Annotated in this window: 16 protein-coding genes; 14 read left to right on the forward strand and 2 right to left on the reverse strand. The window is 71.3% G+C overall.

The features are described from left to right. Window positions 1–269: 269 nt before the first annotated feature. From ABZ857_RS00305 to ABZ857_RS00350, 10 genes are all read left to right on the forward strand, one after another. Window positions 270–866 (forward strand): hypothetical protein, encoded by a 597-nt coding sequence (locus tag ABZ857_RS00305; RefSeq protein ID WP_357035030.1) that lies wholly within the window; start codon window positions 270–272, stop codon window positions 864–866. Between the two features lie 7 nt (window positions 867–873). Then, complete coding sequence (locus tag ABZ857_RS00310; RefSeq protein WP_357035033.1) at window positions 874–3105, forward strand: bifunctional polysaccharide deacetylase/glycosyltransferase family 2 protein; 2232 nt, start codon at window positions 874–876, stop codon at window positions 3103–3105. A 150-nt stretch (window positions 3106–3255) separates the two neighbouring features. Continuing rightward, a complete protein-coding gene (locus ABZ857_RS00315) occupies window positions 3256–4716 on the forward strand; it encodes an FAD-binding oxidoreductase (protein ID WP_357035036.1) in 1461 nt (486 codons plus the stop codon). Window positions 4717–4811: 95 nt separating this feature from the next. After that, window positions 4812–5309, forward strand: a complete 498-nt coding sequence (locus tag ABZ857_RS00320; protein WP_357035039.1) for a DUF2975 domain-containing protein — start codon at window positions 4812–4814, stop codon at window positions 5307–5309. After that, window positions 5309–5527: a helix-turn-helix transcriptional regulator gene (locus ABZ857_RS00325; RefSeq protein WP_357035042.1), complete on the forward strand. Its 219-nt coding sequence runs from the start codon at window positions 5309–5311 to the stop codon at window positions 5525–5527. Before ABZ857_RS00320 ends, ABZ857_RS00325 begins: the two co-directional genes overlap by 1 nt. 45 nt (window positions 5528–5572) lie before the next feature. Continuing rightward, window positions 5573–6307, forward strand: a complete 735-nt coding sequence (locus ABZ857_RS00330; protein WP_357035045.1) for a GNAT family N-acetyltransferase — start codon at window positions 5573–5575, stop codon at window positions 6305–6307. A gap of 185 nt (window positions 6308–6492) precedes the next feature. Beyond that, on the forward strand, window positions 6493–7140 hold the full coding sequence (locus ABZ857_RS00335) for a hypothetical protein (protein WP_357035048.1): 648 nt from the start codon (window positions 6493–6495) through the stop codon (window positions 7138–7140). A 32-nt stretch (window positions 7141–7172) separates the two neighbouring features. After that, a complete protein-coding gene (locus tag ABZ857_RS00340) occupies window positions 7173–7841 on the forward strand; it encodes an ABC transporter ATP-binding protein (RefSeq protein ID WP_357035050.1) in 669 nt (222 codons plus the stop codon). Then, on the forward strand, window positions 7838–8626 hold the full coding sequence (locus ABZ857_RS00345; protein ID WP_357035053.1) for an ABC transporter permease: 789 nt from the start codon (window positions 7838–7840) through the stop codon (window positions 8624–8626). Before ABZ857_RS00340 ends, ABZ857_RS00345 begins: the two co-directional genes overlap by 4 nt. Window positions 8627–8645: 19 nt before the next feature. Beyond that, window positions 8646–10673, forward strand: coding sequence for a polyprenyl synthetase family protein (locus ABZ857_RS00350; RefSeq protein ID WP_357035056.1), 2028 nt, complete (start codon window positions 8646–8648; stop codon window positions 10671–10673). Window positions 10674–10695: 22 nt separating this feature from the next. Here the strand turns inward: ABZ857_RS00350 and ABZ857_RS00355 are convergent, their stop codons facing one another. Further along, a complete protein-coding gene (locus tag ABZ857_RS00355) occupies window positions 10696–11418 on the reverse strand; it encodes a TetR/AcrR family transcriptional regulator (RefSeq protein ID WP_357035059.1) in 723 nt (240 codons plus the stop codon). Window positions 11419–11503: 85 nt separating this feature from the next. Between ABZ857_RS00355 and ABZ857_RS00360 the strand changes: the two genes are divergently transcribed. The 4 genes from ABZ857_RS00360 to ABZ857_RS00375 all read left to right on the forward strand — a co-directional run bounded on the left by ABZ857_RS00360 (window position 11504) and on the right by ABZ857_RS00375 (window position 16746). Next, the gene (locus ABZ857_RS00360; RefSeq protein ID WP_357035063.1) at window positions 11504–12352 is read left to right on the forward strand and encodes an SDR family oxidoreductase; all 849 of its coding nucleotides are present in this window, start codon (window positions 11504–11506) and stop codon (window positions 12350–12352) included. Window positions 12353–12901: 549 nt separating this feature from the next. Further along, complete coding sequence (locus ABZ857_RS00365) at window positions 12902–13468, forward strand: hypothetical protein (protein WP_357035066.1); 567 nt, start codon at window positions 12902–12904, stop codon at window positions 13466–13468. Window positions 13469–13719: 251 nt separating this feature from the next. Continuing rightward, complete coding sequence (locus ABZ857_RS00370; RefSeq protein WP_357035069.1) at window positions 13720–14211, forward strand: hypothetical protein; 492 nt, start codon at window positions 13720–13722, stop codon at window positions 14209–14211. Window positions 14212–14532: 321 nt separating this feature from the next. Beyond that, window positions 14533–16746, forward strand: a complete 2214-nt coding sequence (locus tag ABZ857_RS00375) for a glycoside hydrolase family 6 protein (RefSeq protein ID WP_357035072.1) — start codon at window positions 14533–14535, stop codon at window positions 16744–16746. Between the two features lies 1 nt (window position 16747). Here ABZ857_RS00375 and ABZ857_RS00380 read toward each other — a convergent pair whose 3' ends face one another. Continuing rightward, the gene (locus tag ABZ857_RS00380) at window positions 16748–17383 is read right to left on the reverse strand and encodes a TetR/AcrR family transcriptional regulator (protein ID WP_357035075.1); all 636 of its coding nucleotides are present in this window, start codon (window positions 17381–17383) and stop codon (window positions 16748–16750) included. Window positions 17384–17557: the final 174 nt, after the last annotated feature.

Raw genomic sequence — 17557 nt, forward strand, 5'->3', positions numbered from 1 at the left:
CGGTGACCACGATGGGTCGATCAGTGGATCGGCACGGGCGGCGACGCTGTTGTAGAACAGATCTCCCAAACGGGCCTTGTCTGCGGCGAACAGCGCGACGACCACCTTTCCGCTATCGGGCGGAAGCCAACAAATCAGGTCATATACAGGAAGCGATGCCGTTGAAGTGGGTCGTACCGGCCGCAGGGCATCGGGAAATCGCGGATGCCTGATCACAAAATGGCTCGAACTTCTCGAAGCTGCTTTCGATTCGCGTACGATCATGCGTCGTGGAAGATCATCGGCCGGAACGTCCGGCCGTCTTCGTGGACCAGAGCGGGCGCCGGGCCAAGATCTTGACAGCCGCCGCGGTCGGCGGGGCGATCGTCGTCCTCGCGCTGACGCTCACCCTGGTGAGCGGAGCACTGGCCGGTCCCGAGCTCCCCCCGATGGGATGGCTCGGCACGCAGGGGCAGCAGGTCGTGGAACGCTCCCCCACGGGCTCCCCCATCCCGTCCCGCAGGTCCGAGCGCAGGCGTGCCCTGCGGGCGAGCGGCACGCCACGCGCGACGGCGGCCGCGGTGCGGCGGACTCCCTCCGCCCGCAGGCTGCCGAGCAGAGCGCCCTCCGCCTCTCCTTCCGCCAGGAAGAGCCTGAAGCCGAGCACGACACCTTCGGCGGTCCCCGAGCCGGAGGTGAACGTCTCCTCGGCCGACGAGGCCAGGCCCGCGCCGTCGTCGGCTCCGTCGTCGGCGCCGTCGTCGGCTCCGGAGGCCACCCGGACCACGGCGCCGGACGAAGAGGCCACACGGACCGCCGCGCCCGAGACCAGTACCGTCCAGACGCCTCCCCAGCAGCCCGGCCAGGCGCCCGGGACCGCCCGATGAGGCGTCGATGAGACGACAGCGCAGACCGGCCCGACGCAAACCAACCCAGCGCAGACCTCCCGAGCCGCGCGGCCACTGGTTCCTCGTCGCGATCGCCGCGCTGCTCATGGCCGGAGCGCTGCTGCTCAACGCGTACGCGCACAACGTGGTCGGCGAGACCCAGCCGCCGCCGGGGGACTTCGGCGACTCCGCGGAGCTGGAGCACATCCGCTCCGGCGGCCCTCTGGTCAACGTCTCGGGATCCGAGCCGCTCAGCGCGCGGCCCAAGCCGCGCCGGGTGGCGCTCACCTTCGACGACGGTCCCGATCCGCGGTGGACGCCCCGGCTGCTCGACCTGCTCCGCGAGCACCACGCCAAGGCGACCTTCTTCGTCCTGGGGGCCCACGTCGCCGAGCACCCCGAGCTCACCCGCCGCGTGGTCGCCGAGGGGCACGAGATCGGCAACCACACCTACACCCACGCCGACCTGGGCGCCGTACCCGCCTGGCGGGCCCGCGTGGAGATGTCCCTGACGCAGAAGACGCTGGCCGCGGCGGCCGGGATCCACACCCGCCTCGCCCGCATTCCGTACTCCTCCGGCCCGGGAGCGGTCGGGTACGGGCAGCTCGCCGCGATGCGGCTGCTCGGGGACGAGGGATACCTCGTGACGTTCACCGACGTGGACACCCAGGACTGGAGCCGCCCACCCGTGGACGAGATGGTCCTCGCGTCCCTCGCGCGCACGGTCGAGGGCGAGGGCGCGGTGATCATGTTCCACGACTCGGGAGGCGACCGCACCCGGACGCTAGCCGCCGTCGACCGGCTGCTCACCCGGCTGGAGAAGAAGGGATACACCGCCACCACGCTCACGGACGCCGTCGGGCTCCCCACGGCGCACACCGCCGCCTCCGCCGACGAGCGCGTCCTCGGCACGGTCGTGGGATTCGCCCAGCGCGCATCGTTCGCCCTCGTCGAGGCGCTCGGCTGGTTCCTCGCCGCGGCCGGCGTGCTCACCCTGCTCCGGATGACCCTCTTCGTCGCGCTGGCGTGGGCGCACGCACGCAGGACGCGCGGCACACCCGCGAACACCGGCGTTCCGCAGTGGGCGGCCCCGCCGCCGGTCTCGGTGATCGTGCCCGCGTACAACGAGGCGGCGGGGATCGAGGCGACGGTCCGGTCACTCGCGGAGACCGACTATCCCGGCCCGGTCGAGGTCGTCGTCGTGGACGACGGCTCGGCCGACGAGACGGGACGGATCGCCGCCTCGCTCGGGCTGCCCGGGGTCCGGGTGATCCGGCAGCCGAACGCGGGGAAACCCGCCGCGCTGACCACCGGGATCGCCCATGCCGCCCACGACATCCTGGTCCTGGTGGACGGCGACACCGTCTTCGAACCCTCGACCATCGGGAACCTCGTACGGCCGCTCGCCGACCGCACGGTCGGCGCGGTCAGCGGCAACACCAAGGTCGGCAACCGGCGCGGGATCATCGGCCGCTGGCAGCACATCGAGTACGTCGTCGGGTTCAACCTGGACCGCCGCGCGTTCGACCTTCTCGGCTGCATCGCGACGGTGCCGGGGGCGATCGGCGCGTTCCGCCGCGAGGCGGTGGCCTCGGCCGGCGGCGTCAGCGCGGACACGCTCGCCGAGGACACCGACCTGACCATGGCGATCAGCCGCAGGGGCTGGCGGGTCGTCTACGAGGAGCGGGCGCGCGCGTGGACCGAGGCGCCCGGCTCGCTCGGCCAGCTGTGGAGGCAGCGCTACCGGTGGTGCTACGGCACGTTGCAGGCGATCTGGAAGCATCGCGGGGCGGTCGTGGAGCGCCGGCCCTTCGGCCGCCGATGCATCGGATATCTCACCCTCTTCCAGGTGATCCTGCCGTTGCTGGCCCCCGTCGTCGACGTCATGGCCCTCTACGGGCTGTTCGTCGGCGATCCCCTGCCCGTGGTCGCGGTGTGGGCCGGCTTCGTCGCGGTGCAGGCGCTCACCGGCTGGTACGCGTTGCGCCTCGACGGCGAACGGGCCTCGGTGCTGTGGGTGCTGCCGCTGCAGCAGTTCGTTTACCGGCAGCTCATGTACCTGGTCGTCATCCAGTCCGTGGCCACCGCGGTCCTGGGGGCCCGGCTGCGCTGGCACACCGTTCGCAGGGAGGGCACGTTCACCCTGGCGGGGCCGCCCGTCCCCGAACCGTCCGTCGCGGGCCGCCGGCGCAGGCCGGTCAGGGGTGGGAGCGCTCCGAGGAGACGGAGCCGTCCTTGACGGCGTCGAGCATGCCGGGCGGCTCCTGCGCCTCCAGCGGTTGTGCCCCGCGCGGCCCTGCGGACAGGGACGAAGTGATAGCACTGTAACCAACCGGACCGGATCCACAGGCGTCTCAACGAGGTAGATCACCACCTCGGGAGTACGACCATGATCGACAGACGGAGCTTCCTTCGCGTCTCGGCCCTGGCCGGGGCCGCCGCTTTCTCCGGCACGGCTTTCAGCGCCGCGGGTCCCCGTCCCGCCGACTGGTCCGCGCTCGGGCGGGGGCTGGACGGCAAGCTGGTCCGTCCCGGCGACGCGTCGTACGACAACGCGCGCCGCGTGTTCAACTCGGCCTTCGACTCCGTACGGCCGGCTGGAGTGGTCTACTGCACGACGGCGGCGGACGTGTCGGAGTCCCTGGCGTTCGCCCGGCGGTACGGCGTGCCGGTGACCTCCCGGTCGGGCGGCCACAGCTACGCGGGCTGGTCCACCGGCAGCGGGCTCGTCATCGACGTGTCGCCGATGAGCGGCGTGTCGTATTCCGGCGGCCACGCCACGGTCGGCGCCGGGGCGCGCCTGGTCGACGTCTACGCCAAGCTGGCCGCGCACGGCGTCAGCATCCCGGCGGGTTCCTGCCCGACGGTCGGGGTGGCCGGGCTCACGCTGGGCGGCGGCATCGGCGTCGTGTCGCGGCAGTACGGCCTGACCTGCGACGTGCTGGAGTCCTTGAAGGTCGTCACGGCGGACGGGAAGCTGCTGACCTGCTCGCCGAGTTCGCACCCGGACCTCTACTGGGCGTCCCGGGGAGGCGGCGGCGGCAACTTCGGCGTGGCGACGTCGTTCACGTTCCGGACTCACCCGACGCGTTCCGTGACCCTGTTCTTCCTGCACTGGCCATGGTCGAAGGCCGCGGCCGTGCTGAAGGCATGGCAGGCGTGGGCGCCCTCCGCGCCCGACGCGATGTGGTCGAACTGCCATCTCGACCGTGATCCCTCGCTCGACGTGATGGTCGGCGGCCTCTACCTCGGCGGCAGAACGGCGTGCGAGAACCTGCTGCAGAAGCTCGTCGACCACATCGGCTCGGGCCCTTCGACCCGCTACGTGGCGACGTCCGCGTACGACCACGCGATGATGGTGGAGGCGGGGTGCGCGTCGATGTCCGTGGCCCAGTGCCACCGTCCCGGCACCCTGCCCGGGCAGAATCCGAGCGGGAAGCTCGTCCGCGACTCGTTCTCGGCCAAGTCGCACTTCGCCTACACGCCGCTGTCGTCCGCGGGGATCAAGGCGCTGCTGGCCCAGGTCACCGCGCCGGGACGGCATTCGGTGATGCTCGACGCGCTCGGCGGCGCCATCGGCCGGGTCCGCCCCGACGCCACCGCCTTCCCGCACCGCAAGGCGCTGTTCAGCGTGCAGTACTACTCCCACTTCGGCGGCGGCGCCGGCTGGGCCCGGGCCGCCCACGCCGCCATGCGGCCGTACTTCGGCGACCACGCGTACGTGAACTACATCGACCCCGAGCTGAAGAACTGGCGGCAGCAGTACTACGGCGCCAACGCCGCCCGGCTGGCCCAGGTCAAGGCGGCGTACGACCCGAACCGCCTGTTCCGCCTCCCCCAGGGCGTCTAGGAAGCGCCCGCGAGCATCGGCCGCGTGGAGCAGGCCTTGCCTCTTCCTATCGAGTTTCGATAGATTTCTATCGTCGTTCGATCGAGGGAGAGGCTATGAGACAGCTGACAGTGCTCGCGCTACGGGCCGTGCTCGTGGCGCTGTTCGCCGGCTCGGTGTTCGTGCAGACGGTGATGGTGCCTCTGCTCGCCTCCGACCTGGAGGAGCTCGACCCGGAGTACGCGTACCTGCGCTTCCCGATCGTCGCGATCACGGTCCTGGGCTTCGTGACGGTGGAGGTCGTCCTGGTCTGTGTGTGGCGGCTGGTGACCATGGTGCGGCGCGGAACGGTGTTCACCCACGCGGCCTTCCGGTGGGTGGACGTCGTGATCGGCGCGGTCGTGGCGGCCGCCCTCCTGATATTCGCGCTCGCGGCCGTCCTGGCGCCGGGCGAGCCCGTCCCGCCTGGCGTGGTCCTCCTGACAGGCGGGGCCGGCGTGGCGGCCCTGGGGGTCGCGCTCATCGTGCTCGTGCTGCGGATGCTGCTCGCCCAGGCCGTCGCGCGCGACATCGAGGCGGCGCGGATGCAGGCCGAGCTGGACGAGGTGATCTGATGCCGATCGTCGTCGAGATCGACGTCATGCTGGCCAAGCGGAAGATGTCCGTGGGCGAGCTCGCGGACCGCGTCGGCATCACGCCCGCCAACCTGGCGGTGCTCAAGAACGGCCGTGCCAAGGCGGTGCGCTTCTCGACGCTCGCCGCGCTCTGCGAGGCGCTCGAGTGCCAGCCGGGAGACCTGCTGCGCTGGGAGGCCGAGGACGCCGGCGCGTGACCTGACCCAGTTGCCGAGCGAAGCGGATTGCGCGAGCCTCGCGGTATGGGTGAGGAGCGGCACAGTCTGACCGGGGCCGACGGCGTGCCGGTGATGAGCTACCTGGAAGGCGTGCGCGACGGCAGCCCCTGGGCCTACGCGATCGAGGAGATCGGCCCGGGAGCCGCCGACGCGGTCGCGTCGCGAATGCCGGGCTGGGTGGTCTCCGCGCCGGTCGAGCTCGGTCGAGCCCTGCTGAACCGAGGCGCGCGGCTGCTGCGGCACATGAACGTGATGCTGTGCGATCTGCCGATCGCCCGGCCCGTCGCGGGCGCCGCTCCGGACGGCTTCCGGATGGTCCCCTGCGACCGGCCGCCCGCCGAGATCTTCCCCGCGTGGTTCGCGGCCTACCCGCCCGGCCATCCCGACTACCGTCCCCGGGACGGCGAGAAGGCCCTGGAGGAGGAGCTCGTTCCGCTCCTCACCGGCGAGGAGATCGGGCCGCTGCTTCCGTGCAGCGTCCTCGCCGTACGGGACGGCTCTCCCGGGAGGGGCGAGGTGGTGGGCGGCGTTTTCGTCAACGACTCGAACCGGGGACCGTGGGTCGCGGACGTCTTCCGGCATCCGGACCGGTCGCCGCGAGGTCTCGGCGCGCTGATGCTGTCGGCCGCCCTGGTCCGGGCCTCCGAGGGCGGTCTGACCGGCATCGGCCTGGTGGTCACCGAGGGCAACCCCGCCCGCCGCGTGTACGAGCGGCTCGGTTTCCGCGTGGTCGACGAGGCGATGACCGTCATGATCTGACAGCAGCTCCCTCGGCCGTGGTGACCGGCTCGCCACTGCCCTCGAAGGCCGGCCAGTCCGCGGCTCATCCCACACGCGCTTCGCCATCCCGGTCCTCTTCCACGTGCCCCTTGCCGAGTCAGCGGCCCTCCCGTTACTGATTGTGATAGATAGATTGCCGACAGCAATCACTCGGGGGGATGTTCATGAACGTTTCTCGATCTCGCGCCTACCTGACCTGCGGCATCGGCGCCGCCGCGGCGGGCCTGCTGGGCCTGGCCCTGACGGTCGTCCCGTCGGTCGCCGAAGGCGCGTCGGGCGGCACCAGCACGAGCATCAGGCCGGTCGCCGACCCCTCGCCGAAGCAGCCGGGCGGCCACACCGTGCTGACGTGCGCGGTGAGCACCAACGGCCAGCCGATCACCGCCGACCCGGCGGTGGGCAAGGAGGCCCGCACGGTGACCGCCACAGGCGCCGTGACGCTCAGCAACTGTTCCTCTCCCGACGGGAGCTTCCCCAACATCCGCTCCGGGACGGCCACCTTCAAGGGCACCGGCCAGGCGTCCTGCACGGGCGTCCAGAACGTCGCCGGCACGGGCACCGTCACCTGGAAGGACGCCCAGGGTCAGACATTGGGCACCTCCACGGTCCGCCCCAACATGGACGGAATCGCCTCGTACAACCCGGGCGACATGATGCTGGTCGGCGAGGTCACCGAAGGGAAGCTGAAAGGCAAGCGGATCGCCGGGAAGGCCGCTCCCACCTCGGACATCAGCCAGTGCTCCAGCAAGGGCGTGAGCAGCGCCCAGGGCAGCGGCACGGTCGCCTTCATCGCCGTCGACACACCGAAGTAGCCGAAGCGGGACCGGGTGGGGATGGGGGCCACATGCCGTCGGATGAGCCCGTGCTGCGGGTGCGGGACGTACGGAAGGGCTACCGGGGCGGCCCGGTGCTGCGTGGAGTGAATCTCGATCTGCCGCCCGGCCGGGTGGTGGGGATCGTCGGGGAGAACGGCGCGGGCAAGACCACGCTGCTGCGCGTCCTCGCGGGCGACCTGCGGCCGGACGGCGGGTCGGTGCGCCACGGCGGGCGCATCGGTCACTGTCCTCAGGAGACGGTGCTGCACGACGCGTTCACGGTCGAGCAGCAACTGCGGTTCTTCCAGGTCGCCTATGGCCTGGACAGCCTGCGCAGGGCCGAGGAGCTGATGGAGGCGCTGCGGTTCTCCGGCTCCCGCCGGGCCCGCCCCGCCACCTTGAGCGGCGGCACCCGCCAGAAGCTCAACCTCGTCCTGGCCCTGATGCACGACCCGGACGTGCTCCTGCTCGACGAGCCCTACCAGGGCTTCGACTGGGAGACGTACGTGCGGTTCTGGGACCTGGCCGAGGAACTGCGCGCGCGTGGCCGTTCGGTGCTGGTGGTCTCCCACCTCGCCTACGACGCCGCACGGCTCGACACGCTCCATCGGCTGGAGGGCGGCGTGCTGCGTGAGCAGGAGCGCGTGGACGCCGGGGCCGTTTACGAGGGGGCCGCGGACCGGGCGGGTGCGCCGTGAGACGCCACTGGGGCTGTTACGCCACGGCCGTACGCATGACGTTCGTGGAGCATCTGCGCAACCGGCTGGCACTGGTGATCATCGTGGTCTTCATCCCGGTGTGGGCGATCCTCATCTACGCCCTGTCCCTGGAGATCCCCCTCCCGTTCTACGTCCGTGCCGCCGACCGGACCGTCACGATGCCGGCCAACGTCCTCAACCAGCTCGGCGGGGCGCTGCAGATCCTGGCGTTGATCACCGGGTTCATGATGTTCGTGACCACGATGAACTCGGCGTCCTTCGACCGCCGGCTGGTGCGATCCGGTTTCCCCCAGCTGTGCCTGATCGCGGCGAAGCTCACCGCCCTGGTGGTGGTCGCGCTCTGCGTCGCGCTCTACGCGACCGGCCTGATCTGCCTGACCCATCCGACCGCGCAGCCCCTGCTGCTCGCCACCGCCCTCGGCGGCGGGGCGCTGATCTACGGGGGAATCGGCATCGCGCTCGCCGCCGTGCTGACCAGCGACCTGGCCGGCCTGGTCCTCGTCACCGTGATCTGCTCGATCGACCTGGCCCTGCAGAGCCCGCTCGCCACCCCTGCCGCGGCCAGCGTCCTGGTGCGTTACCTGCCCGACTACGGGCCGATGCAGGCAGCGGTCGCGGCCGTGGCCATGGACACGGTGCCCTGGAACGCCGTCGGCCCGGCCGTGTGCTGGGCGCTGGGCACGGTCGTCCTCGGCGTCTCCGCGTTCGCCGGCCGTACGCGCGTGCATGGGCCGGTCGGCGAGCCGGTGACGGCGCATTCATGAGTCCCCGTCAGGAGCATCCATGACCCCTGAAAGCGTTTCCCGCGCCTTCCCCGCCCTGGAGTCCGACCTGGATCGGGTGCGGGAGATCGTCGGCATGGCGGACGTGCCGAGCCGCTCCGAGCTGGCCCCGCTGACCAGGCAGCCGGCCGGTCACCGCCACCTGATCCGGCCCACCCTGGCCCTGCTGTCGTACTACGTGCTCGCCGGGCCGGGGCGGGCCGCCGACGTCCGCGCCGTCAAGGCCGCGGCGGCCGTCGAACTGCTGCACATGGCATCGCTCTACCACGACGACGTCATCGACGACGCGCGGCAGCGCAGAGGCAGGCCGAGCGTCAACATCGTGTGGGGCGCGCGCCTGGCGGTTCTGGCCGGCGACCTCCTGTTCATCAGCGCCAGCCGGATCCTCTCCGAGCTGGGCCGGCGTGAGGCCCTGATGGTCGCCGAGACCGCCCAGCGCACCTGCTCGGGAATGATCGCCGAGACCGCCGACCGCTTCCTGCTCTCCCGCACCGAGGAGGCCTATCTGGAGGTGACCGGCGCCAAGACGGCCGAGTTACTGTCCGTGGCCTGCAGGCTGGGTGCCATGCAGGCTGGGAGGGACCCCGAGGCTGAGGAGGACCTGGCGCGGTTCGGCTGGCATCTCGGCCTGGCCTACCAGGTGCGCGACGACATCCTCGACCTGACCGCGACGACCGGTGAGCTCGGCAAACCGGCCAACTCCGACATCGTGGAAGGCGTCTACACGCTCCCCGTGATCAGGGCCCTGGGCCGCGAACCCGCGCTCGCCCGGCTGCTGCGCCGCGGTCTGACGTCGGCCGATGCCGAGCGCGCGCGGCAGTTGGTCCTGTCCTGCGGAGCCGTGGAGGAAGCCCGGCAGGTCGCCGACGCCCAGATGGAGACGGCTCTCCGGCGGCTCGATCTCCTGCAGCTCCGGGGCCTCGCCGATCCGCGATCACGTGAGGGGCTGGCCGGCTACGTACGGTCGGTCATGAGTTCCGGCGGAAGGGCCGCCCCGGCACCCGTCACCGTGCCCGCCCCCTCCCCCGCATCCTCTCCCGTTCCCGCTCTCGCAAAGGAGCGCGTGCAGGAGCGATTGGACGCCTGGTTGCTGGACACCGGGCTGGCCGCCACGCCTGAGGAGGCCCGCCACCCGCGATGGAACGCCATGGCCTCGACCGCCGCGCGGTTCTGGCCGGACGCCGACGACGAGCAGGCCGAGACGCTGGCCCGGTGGATGCTGGTGATCGCCGTCGTCGACGACCTCTTCGACGAGCCGGGCCTCGCCGACCCTGGCGAGATCGTCCGGCTGCGGCACCGGCTCACCCTCCTCGTCCGCGGGCTCGACGACACCCCGCCGGCCGGTGGAGCGGTCGCCACGGCCATGGCCCAGGCATGGGAGCGGATCCGCCTCATCCAGCCGCCCTCATGGCGGACGCGCGCCCTCGGTCACTTCGAGGAATGGCTGGAGGCGGCCGAGCGCGAGGCATGCCACCGGCTCAGCGGGTTCATCCCCAGCCTGCGGGACCAGTTCGCGCTGCGCCTGGGGAGCTCCGGGGCGCCCGTCTTCCTGGACAGCGTCGAGATCACGTACGGCAGGGAGTTCGAGCCGGCGGTGCGCGACCATCCGCTCTTCCGGCGACTGATTGACGTCGCCACGGCCGCGGCTCTCGCGGAGAACGACCTGCGGACCCTGGACGAGGACGAGGCCGTCGGCGCTCCCTACAACCTGGTCAGGGTGCTCCGCCACGAGACCGGCTGCACCAGGCAGGAGGCGATAGACGAGGTGACCCGCCAGGTCGAGGACGGCTTCGCCCAGGTGGACGCCATACTCGCCTCCGCGCCCGCCATCCTGCGGTCCGCCGACGGCGGCGCCGGCTCCGTGGCCGGGATGGGTCTCCTGCGTCTTACCCAAAAGCGGCTGCCCGGCTGGCGCACCCTCCACGACATCGACCGCTACAGCCGCTCGTCCGCCGGCAGCGAGACGTACCTGACCCGGCTGCGGCGGGAACTCCTGGTCGAGTACGCCGAGACCGGCGCGGCCCGCTGACCCCGGCCTGTCCGCCGATGCCTCAGCCGGATCCGTCGGCGGCGAGGCGGTCGAGCCATTCGCCGAGCACGTGGCGTTCCCCGTCGGTGAGAGCCGCGGCGTCCGGCAGCGCGGCGCGCAGTGCCATCGCCGCCGCGGCGGGTCCGGGGGTTTCGACCACGGGGGCGTCGGTGGTGATGGCGGCTATCGCCGCGTCGCGGGCCACCTCCGACAGGCGCGGGTCACGCTGGTCCTCGGGGAGGGCGAGCAACGTGAAGACCGTGCCGGAGCCCGCGGCGTGCAGGAGGTCCGCCGCCAGGCGCTCTCCGACCTTCAGCCGGCCTGCGGCGGCGATGGCGCGGATGCGCTCTCCCAGCATGCGGAAGGCGGCGGCCGCGGCGGGTGACTGCCGTCCCGGCGTGGGATCGCCGTACATGAGCGAGAACAAGGCGGGGTTCGCCAGCCCGAAGCCGACGTGCAGGTCCCATCCGGCCCGCAAGGCCTCGACCGGGTCGGCGGCGGGCGGGCTCGCCTTCTTGTCCTGCAGATATGAACTGAAGCCATACTCGGCGACCGCGTCGAGCAGGCCCTCCTTGTCGCCGAACAGGCGGTAGATCGTCGGCGCCTGCGTCCCCGCCGCGGCGGCCACCGCTCTGGTCGAGAGGGCGTCACGGCCGCCGGTCGCGAGCAGCCGCGCCGCGACCGACACGATGTGCGCCCGTGTCCTGTCACGGCCACTGGCGGTCTCGCTCTCCGGATCACTCATGTTTCCAACGATACCAGCGATTTGCTATCGACGAATTTTCACTGTTAGCTTTGATCCGTTATCAGCGATAGCAAGGAGATGGATCGTGATCATCGTCACCGGAGCGACCGGTCAGCTCGGCAGCGGCGTCGTCGCGCACCTGCTCGCCCGCGTTCCCGCCGACCGGATCGGCGTCAGCGTCCGCGACATTTCGAGAGCCGGAGACCTCGTGGACCGCGGCGTACGCGTCCGGCAGGGCGACTTCGACGACCCCGCGAGCCTGGCCTACGCGTTCGAGGGCGCGTCACAGGTGTTGATCGTCTCCGGTCCGGCGGACGCCCGCCCGCACCGTACGGCGATCGAGGCCGCCGCGGCCGCGGGCGCCGAGCGGATCCTCTACACCAGCCACATGGGCGCGAACCCGGCCTCCCCCTTCCTCCCGATGCCGTCCCACGCCGAGACGGAGCAGGACCTGCGCGCATCCGGGGTCGCGTTCACCGCGCTGCGCAACGGCTTCTACGCCACCACCGCGATCCAGCTCGTGAGTCAGGCGCTCGAGACCGGCACGCTCGCCGCGCCGAAGGACGGCCCGGTCTCCTGGACCGCCCACGCGGACCTCGCCGAGGTGACCGCCGCCGCGCTGACCGAGGAGGGCAGGCTCGACGGGATCACCCCGCCGTTGACCGGCCCCGAGGCGCTCGACCTCGCGGACGTCGCCGCGATCGCCTCCGACCTGACGGGACGCGAGATCACCCGCGTGACGGTCCCGGACGACGAGTGGGTCGCGGACATGGTGGCGCGCGGCGTTCCCGAGCAGCAGGCCCGGTTCCTGCTTGGCATGTTCGAGGCCAGCCGCCGGGGAGAGTTCGCCGAGGTCGGCCCGGCCCTCGGAGAGCTGCTCGGCCGTAAGCCGATCGCGTTGCGCGAGCTGCTGGCGGACACGCTCACGAGCTGATGCCCTTTTGCGCCTGATTCCGTCGGAGCGTTCCCAGGGAGTGCAGGCATGGGCAGGCGCGAGTACCGGAACGAACGTCGTCACTACACAAACTGTTCAACCTGAACGAGACCGGCGCGGGGTGGCTTCACGACATCCTTCCGGTCCGCGAGGAACCGATGTCGGGCAGGCTGGACGCGCTGGAGCTGGGGCGGGGGTCGGCACCCACTGGGACGAGGTCGACCGTGATCTGTCCGCCGAGTATGGCCTGTCGAAGGCGTCTCGCGTCCTGGCGGCGTACCTGCTGGTGGCTCGTCGCGAGCTGGAGCGCTTGGCGGTCGAGCGGGCGGAAACCCGGAACGTGGACTTCGGACTCGGGACGAGGGCGCGGAAACTTTCATCGGCCGAGAGCGCCCACCAGCACGTCCATGCCGCTCACGCCGCCGAGGATGGCCGCCGGGAAACGGCAAATCTACGATGACTTCGCGCGCCCCGAGATCGTGCCCATAGGCGGTGACCAGAGCACATCCTGCACTGTCGCTATTCATCAGGCGCTCATAGGAGGCGCGAATGGCTCAGCACGATGAACCGTACGGAATATCCCGGCGTATTTCGTTCGCCGGCCGATTGATGATCCTGGTGGCGCTCGTCGCGGCGGGGATCGGCCTCAGCCCGGCGGCGGCCCACGCCGACACCTGGCGGACGGCGACCTCCACGGCATGGGGCCAGACGCAGGCCACGGCTTCGGCGGCGGCCCAGGCGAGCGCCCGTACCGCTCTCGCCAATATGGCCGCTCAGCTGGGGGAGGTCTGCACGAACGTGACCTCGTCGGCCACCCTCGTGTACGTCGTACCAAGCGGAGGTGGTTACCAGTACAGCGGAACCGCGACCGGCCTGTGCGCTCCCGCGCCGCCACCGCCTTCCTACACCGTGTCGCGCACCGCGACGGCTCGCGGTGAAGGCAGCACGTCCACAGCGGCGACGCAGAACGGCGCGGCAGCGGCCCGCGCCGCCATTCTCGCGGCCGGAGCCGACTGCACCGGCTACCAGACGACCGGCGTGAACTACGTGTACGTAACTCCTACTGGAAGCTGGTACATCTACGATGTGACCGTGTCCGCTCTCTGCGTCCAGTAGCGCCTCTCAGTGATCGCGGGGCGCGGCGCCGTCGGCGATCCGAGGCCACAACGGGCGCACCTTCCGATGGTTGGCTCGGCCTTCTCGTCTGGCTGCACGAGCTCGACGGTCTCACCGCCGACGACCTGACCGCCCAGATCGAACTCGTCGACCATCGGCTCCGAGACGACAGACTCCCGGCTGACCTGAAGCTGCTTCACCTGCTGGGCTGGCTCGATCCGGAGGGAGAAGCCGTATGGCGAGGAACGGTTGTGACGCGGGAGTCGCTTTCCGAGGCACTCAGGATCGGTCGTCTGCGAGAAAGCGGCCCCGAATGGGAGCTCTACCGCGACCTCTGCGAGGGCGGCTTATTGGACGCCCTCTCCGGGTTCACGGTGCTGAGCGCGCTGCGAGGAACGCAACGGGCCTGGGACCAGGTCTGGGATTCGTGGCGGCAGTTGGCCGCTCAGGCTCCCGGACTGCCGCCCGAAGTTCGGGAATGGGCCGAGAGCGGGGCGCGCGGGCTGCTGTTGGCGGCCCTTCTGCCCTACTCGGAGAGCAGGACGTGGTTGCGCGCCGGCTGCGAGCGTGCGGCGCCACCCCCCACCGGTGAGATCGAGTGGTACGACTGGTTGCGCGCGCGGGATGGCGGCTCGGATACCCCTATCGGATGGCTCGTTCGCGCCGACTTCACCGCTTTCGCCGCGGCCCAGGCGGAACAGCAGCGTCACCAGGCGGCAGTCGACGGCAGAACCAGCGGATGACGACCGTGCTGGACTCCGCCTCCGCTCTGCGGGACCGGCAGTGGGCCGACTATGAGAGCCGGCGGCTCTCGCCCACCGCCCGATTGAGAGCGGTCGTCCGTGCTTCGCTGCGGCTCGGGGCCTGGGGCGCGGCCACGATCCCGGTGGCCTGGATCATGTGGGGCTGGACTCGGCCTCGACCACGGCGGGAAGGACGACGCCGACCGGGAGAACGGCCGCCGCGACCGCTGAGCGGCCCCCCGTGCTGGCCGATGGCCGCGCCCGGCGGTGGTCAATAGGATCCTTACTGATCTGTCGAGGGCATTCCAGCGGGGGCGAGTGATGTCGCATTCTGGGGCGAACGGCGGCAGCGGGGCGGGAGGCTTACGCGGTTTCGGCGACGGGCACGAGTCCGGCCCGCCGTGGCACCCCGCCGACCTGCGTACCGGTGACCCGCACCAGGTGGGGCCGTACCGGCTGGTGCGCAGGCTGGGCGAGGGCGGCATGGGCACCGTCTACCTGGGCGAGGCACCCGACGGCACGCGCGTGGCGGTCAAGCTGCTCCACCACACGATCGCCGCCGACCCCGACTTCCGCCGCCGATTCCGTCGCGAGGTGGAGGCCGCCAAACGGGTCGCCCGCTTCTGCACCGCCGCCGTCCTGGACGCCCAGGTGGATGACGCGGTGGACGGCGAGACGGTCTATCTGGTCACCGAGTACGTCCCCGGGCCGAACCTCAAGGAGGCCGTCGAACGCGACGGGCCGCTACGCGGCTCCAGCCTCGACGGCCTCGCCGTCAGCATCGCCACCGCCCTGCGCGCCATCCACGCCGCCGGCATCATCCACCGCGACCTCAAACCCGGCAACGTCCTGCTGTCCCCCATCGGCCCCAAAGTCATCGACTTCGGCGTCGCCCACCTGACCGACACCGCCACCCACAGCAGCGCCGTCGTCGGCACACCCTCGTTCATGTCCCCCGAACAGTTCGAAGGCGGCCCCCTCACACCCGCCTCGGACGTCTTCGCCTGGGCTGGCACGGTCGCGTACGCCGGCACCGGCCGCGCCCCCTTCGGCAACGGCCCGCTCCCCGTCGTCATCAACCGGGTCATCAACGGAGAACCCGACCTGACCGGCCTCGACGGGCCACTCGGCACGCTGGTCGCCCGCGCCCTGACCAAGAACCCCGCCGAACGCCCGACCGTACAAGACATCCTGGACACCCTCACCGGCTCGTCCCCGGCCGTGGAGTCATCGGTGGTGGAGTCGTCGGCCACGACGCTGCCGGGAGGCGGGAAACGCCGCCGGAGGCTGCTGACCGGGGCCGGGGCCGGATTCGCCGGGCTGGCGGTGATCGCGACGGTGGTCGCCCTGTGGCCCACCGACGGCGACACGCGTGCCTCGGCGTTCGCGACCTCCTCTGCCACCTCCACGCACTCCGCTGTGGTGGCCACTGGTGGGCCGGCCTCGACCGGTACGCCTACCGCCCCGGCCACGTCCCCGGCTCCGACGGGCAGCGGCGGCAACCCGCTTCGGGAGCCCGGCGTACGGCTCGCGTACCGGCGGGATCCCGACGCGCAGCGCCAGGCGAGCGTCTGGAGCGCGCAGGGCAAGGAGGCGGACGCGGCGCTGATGCGCGCCCTGGCCGCGGTGCCGCATTCCGTGAACCTGAACCTGCCTGCCGCCGAGGCCGGGCGCACGGTCGCGTCCACCGTACGGGTGGCCTCCGCCCGTCACGCCGTTCCCGTGTTCGTGACCGATCACGTGCCGATGAAGGACTGCTCTCAGTGGGGAGAGCCGGACGAGCGGTCCTACCGTGACTGGATCGACCGTGTGGCGAAGGCGATCGGCTCGGCGCGGGCGGTGGTCGTGCTGGAACCGAACAGCCTGACCAGGCTTCCCGGCTCGAACAGCTGCTCACAGGGGAGCAAGGCGGGCGCGGCCGAGCGCTACCGTGAGCTCTCGTACGCGGTGAACCGCCTGGGGAAGCTCCGGCACACGGCCGTGTATCTCGACGGCGGCATCAAGGGCTGGCCCAGCCTGGTCGAGATCGCCGACCGGCTCGTGAAGGCCGGGGTGCGGCGAGCCGACGGCTTCTACCTGAACGTCCCGGACTTCCAGGAGACCGACGAGCTTCTCAGGTATGGGGAAAGCCTCTCCCATTGCCTCTACCTGAAGATGAACGACAGCGGGAGCACCTGCACCGGCGCCGAGATCGACGCGGTGCCCGCCGGGGCGCCGCTGACTCACTTCGTCATCGACACCAGCCGCAACGGCAAGGGCGGATGGATCCCGCCGGAGGGCAAGTACGCCGACCCGCAGATCTGGTGCAACCCTCCGGGCCGGGGCGTCGGCCCTCGCCCGACCACCGACACGGGCAGCGAGCTGGCCGACGCGTTCCTGTGGCTCCGCGCCCCCGAGGAGTCCAACGGCCAGTGCACCCGGGGTGGCCACGGTCCCGAGGACCCCGTCTATCACCAGGTCGACCCCCAAGGCGGCACCTGGTGGGCCACCTTGGCTCTCGACCGCGCTCGCAACGCCGTCCCCCCGCTGCGCTGACTCACTTCTCGCCGGAGTCGGCCTTGCGGAGGCGGGCGCGTACGGTACGCCGGACGAGCGGGCCCATGTCATCGAGAACGGCGACCAGGCCGGCGAGCTGCTCCAGGCTGTCGAACGCGCGCTCCGCGCCGTCCGGGTCGACGCCCTCGTACAGTTCGAGGCCGACGAAGGCGGCGGCGGTGGCGCGGGCAAGCCCGGCCACGTCCACGAACTCCGCCAGCGGGGTGCCGGCCAAGACCCGGTTGAGGACCTCCTCGATCTCGATGACCCACATGCCGAGGCCGGCCGCGGTGGCGGGGGCGAGTTTGTCGTCCATCTGACTGCCCGCGAGCATCTGGGCGAGCACGGCGAGGTTCCTCGCCTCGCGCTCGTCGGCGTGCAGCGAACGGCCGAGGTCGAGCAGTTCCCTCAGGGTGTTCACGGCCGCGAACCGGGCCCGGTAGACGGCCACCCGCTGTTCCGACCCGTGCCGCAGGGCCGCGGCGAGGAGGTCGTCGACCGTGCCGAAGTGATAGAAGACAAGCGCCTGGTTCACCCCGGCGGCGGTGGCGATCGCCCGCGCCGAGGCCCCCGCGATGCCCTGGGTCCGCAGCGTCTCCAGGGCGCCTTCAAGCAGCCGCGTACGGGTGTCGCCCATCGTCTCCCCCTTCGTTCCTCTTCGCCGCTTCACCGTAGTGGCACGTGTTCTGCAATGGCCCCGCCCGGTGGCGGTCAATAAGATCCGTAGTGACCTGACCTTCCGGACATCCCAACGGGGGCGATGTGAACGGCGGCAGCGAGGCGGGGGGCTTACCCGGGCAGCCTGAGTCAG

This window comes from Microbispora sp. NPDC046933 (genome assembly GCF_040644635.1).
Taxonomy (GTDB): domain Bacteria; phylum Actinomycetota; class Actinomycetes; order Streptosporangiales; family Streptosporangiaceae; genus Microbispora.

Coding starts and splice junctions, on each gene's coding strand:
- ABZ857_RS00325 (WP_357035042.1), top strand. CDS start 5,309: ATGCCGATCGTCGTCGAGATCGACGTCATGCTGGCCAAGCGGAAGATG.
- ABZ857_RS00355 (WP_357035059.1), bottom strand. CDS start 11,418: ATGAGTGATCCGGAGAGCGAGACCGCCAGTGGCCGTGACAGGACACGG.
- ABZ857_RS00330 (WP_357035045.1), top strand. CDS start 5,573: ATGGGTGAGGAGCGGCACAGTCTGACCGGGGCCGACGGCGTGCCGGTG.
- ABZ857_RS00315 (WP_357035036.1), top strand. CDS start 3,256: ATGATCGACAGACGGAGCTTCCTTCGCGTCTCGGCCCTGGCCGGGGCC.
- ABZ857_RS00365 (WP_357035066.1), top strand. CDS start 12,902: ATGGCTCAGCACGATGAACCGTACGGAATATCCCGGCGTATTTCGTTC.
- ABZ857_RS00310 (WP_357035033.1), top strand. CDS start 874: ATGAGACGACAGCGCAGACCGGCCCGACGCAAACCAACCCAGCGCAGA.
- ABZ857_RS00380 (WP_357035075.1), bottom strand. CDS start 17,383: ATGGGCGACACCCGTACGCGGCTGCTTGAAGGCGCCCTGGAGACGCTG.
- ABZ857_RS00375 (WP_357035072.1), top strand. CDS start 14,533: ATGTCGCATTCTGGGGCGAACGGCGGCAGCGGGGCGGGAGGCTTACGC.
- ABZ857_RS00320 (WP_357035039.1), top strand. CDS start 4,812: ATGAGACAGCTGACAGTGCTCGCGCTACGGGCCGTGCTCGTGGCGCTG.
- ABZ857_RS00350 (WP_357035056.1), top strand. CDS start 8,646: ATGACCCCTGAAAGCGTTTCCCGCGCCTTCCCCGCCCTGGAGTCCGAC.
- ABZ857_RS00340 (WP_357035050.1), top strand. CDS start 7,173: ATGCCGTCGGATGAGCCCGTGCTGCGGGTGCGGGACGTACGGAAGGGC.
- ABZ857_RS00335 (WP_357035048.1), top strand. CDS start 6,493: ATGAACGTTTCTCGATCTCGCGCCTACCTGACCTGCGGCATCGGCGCC.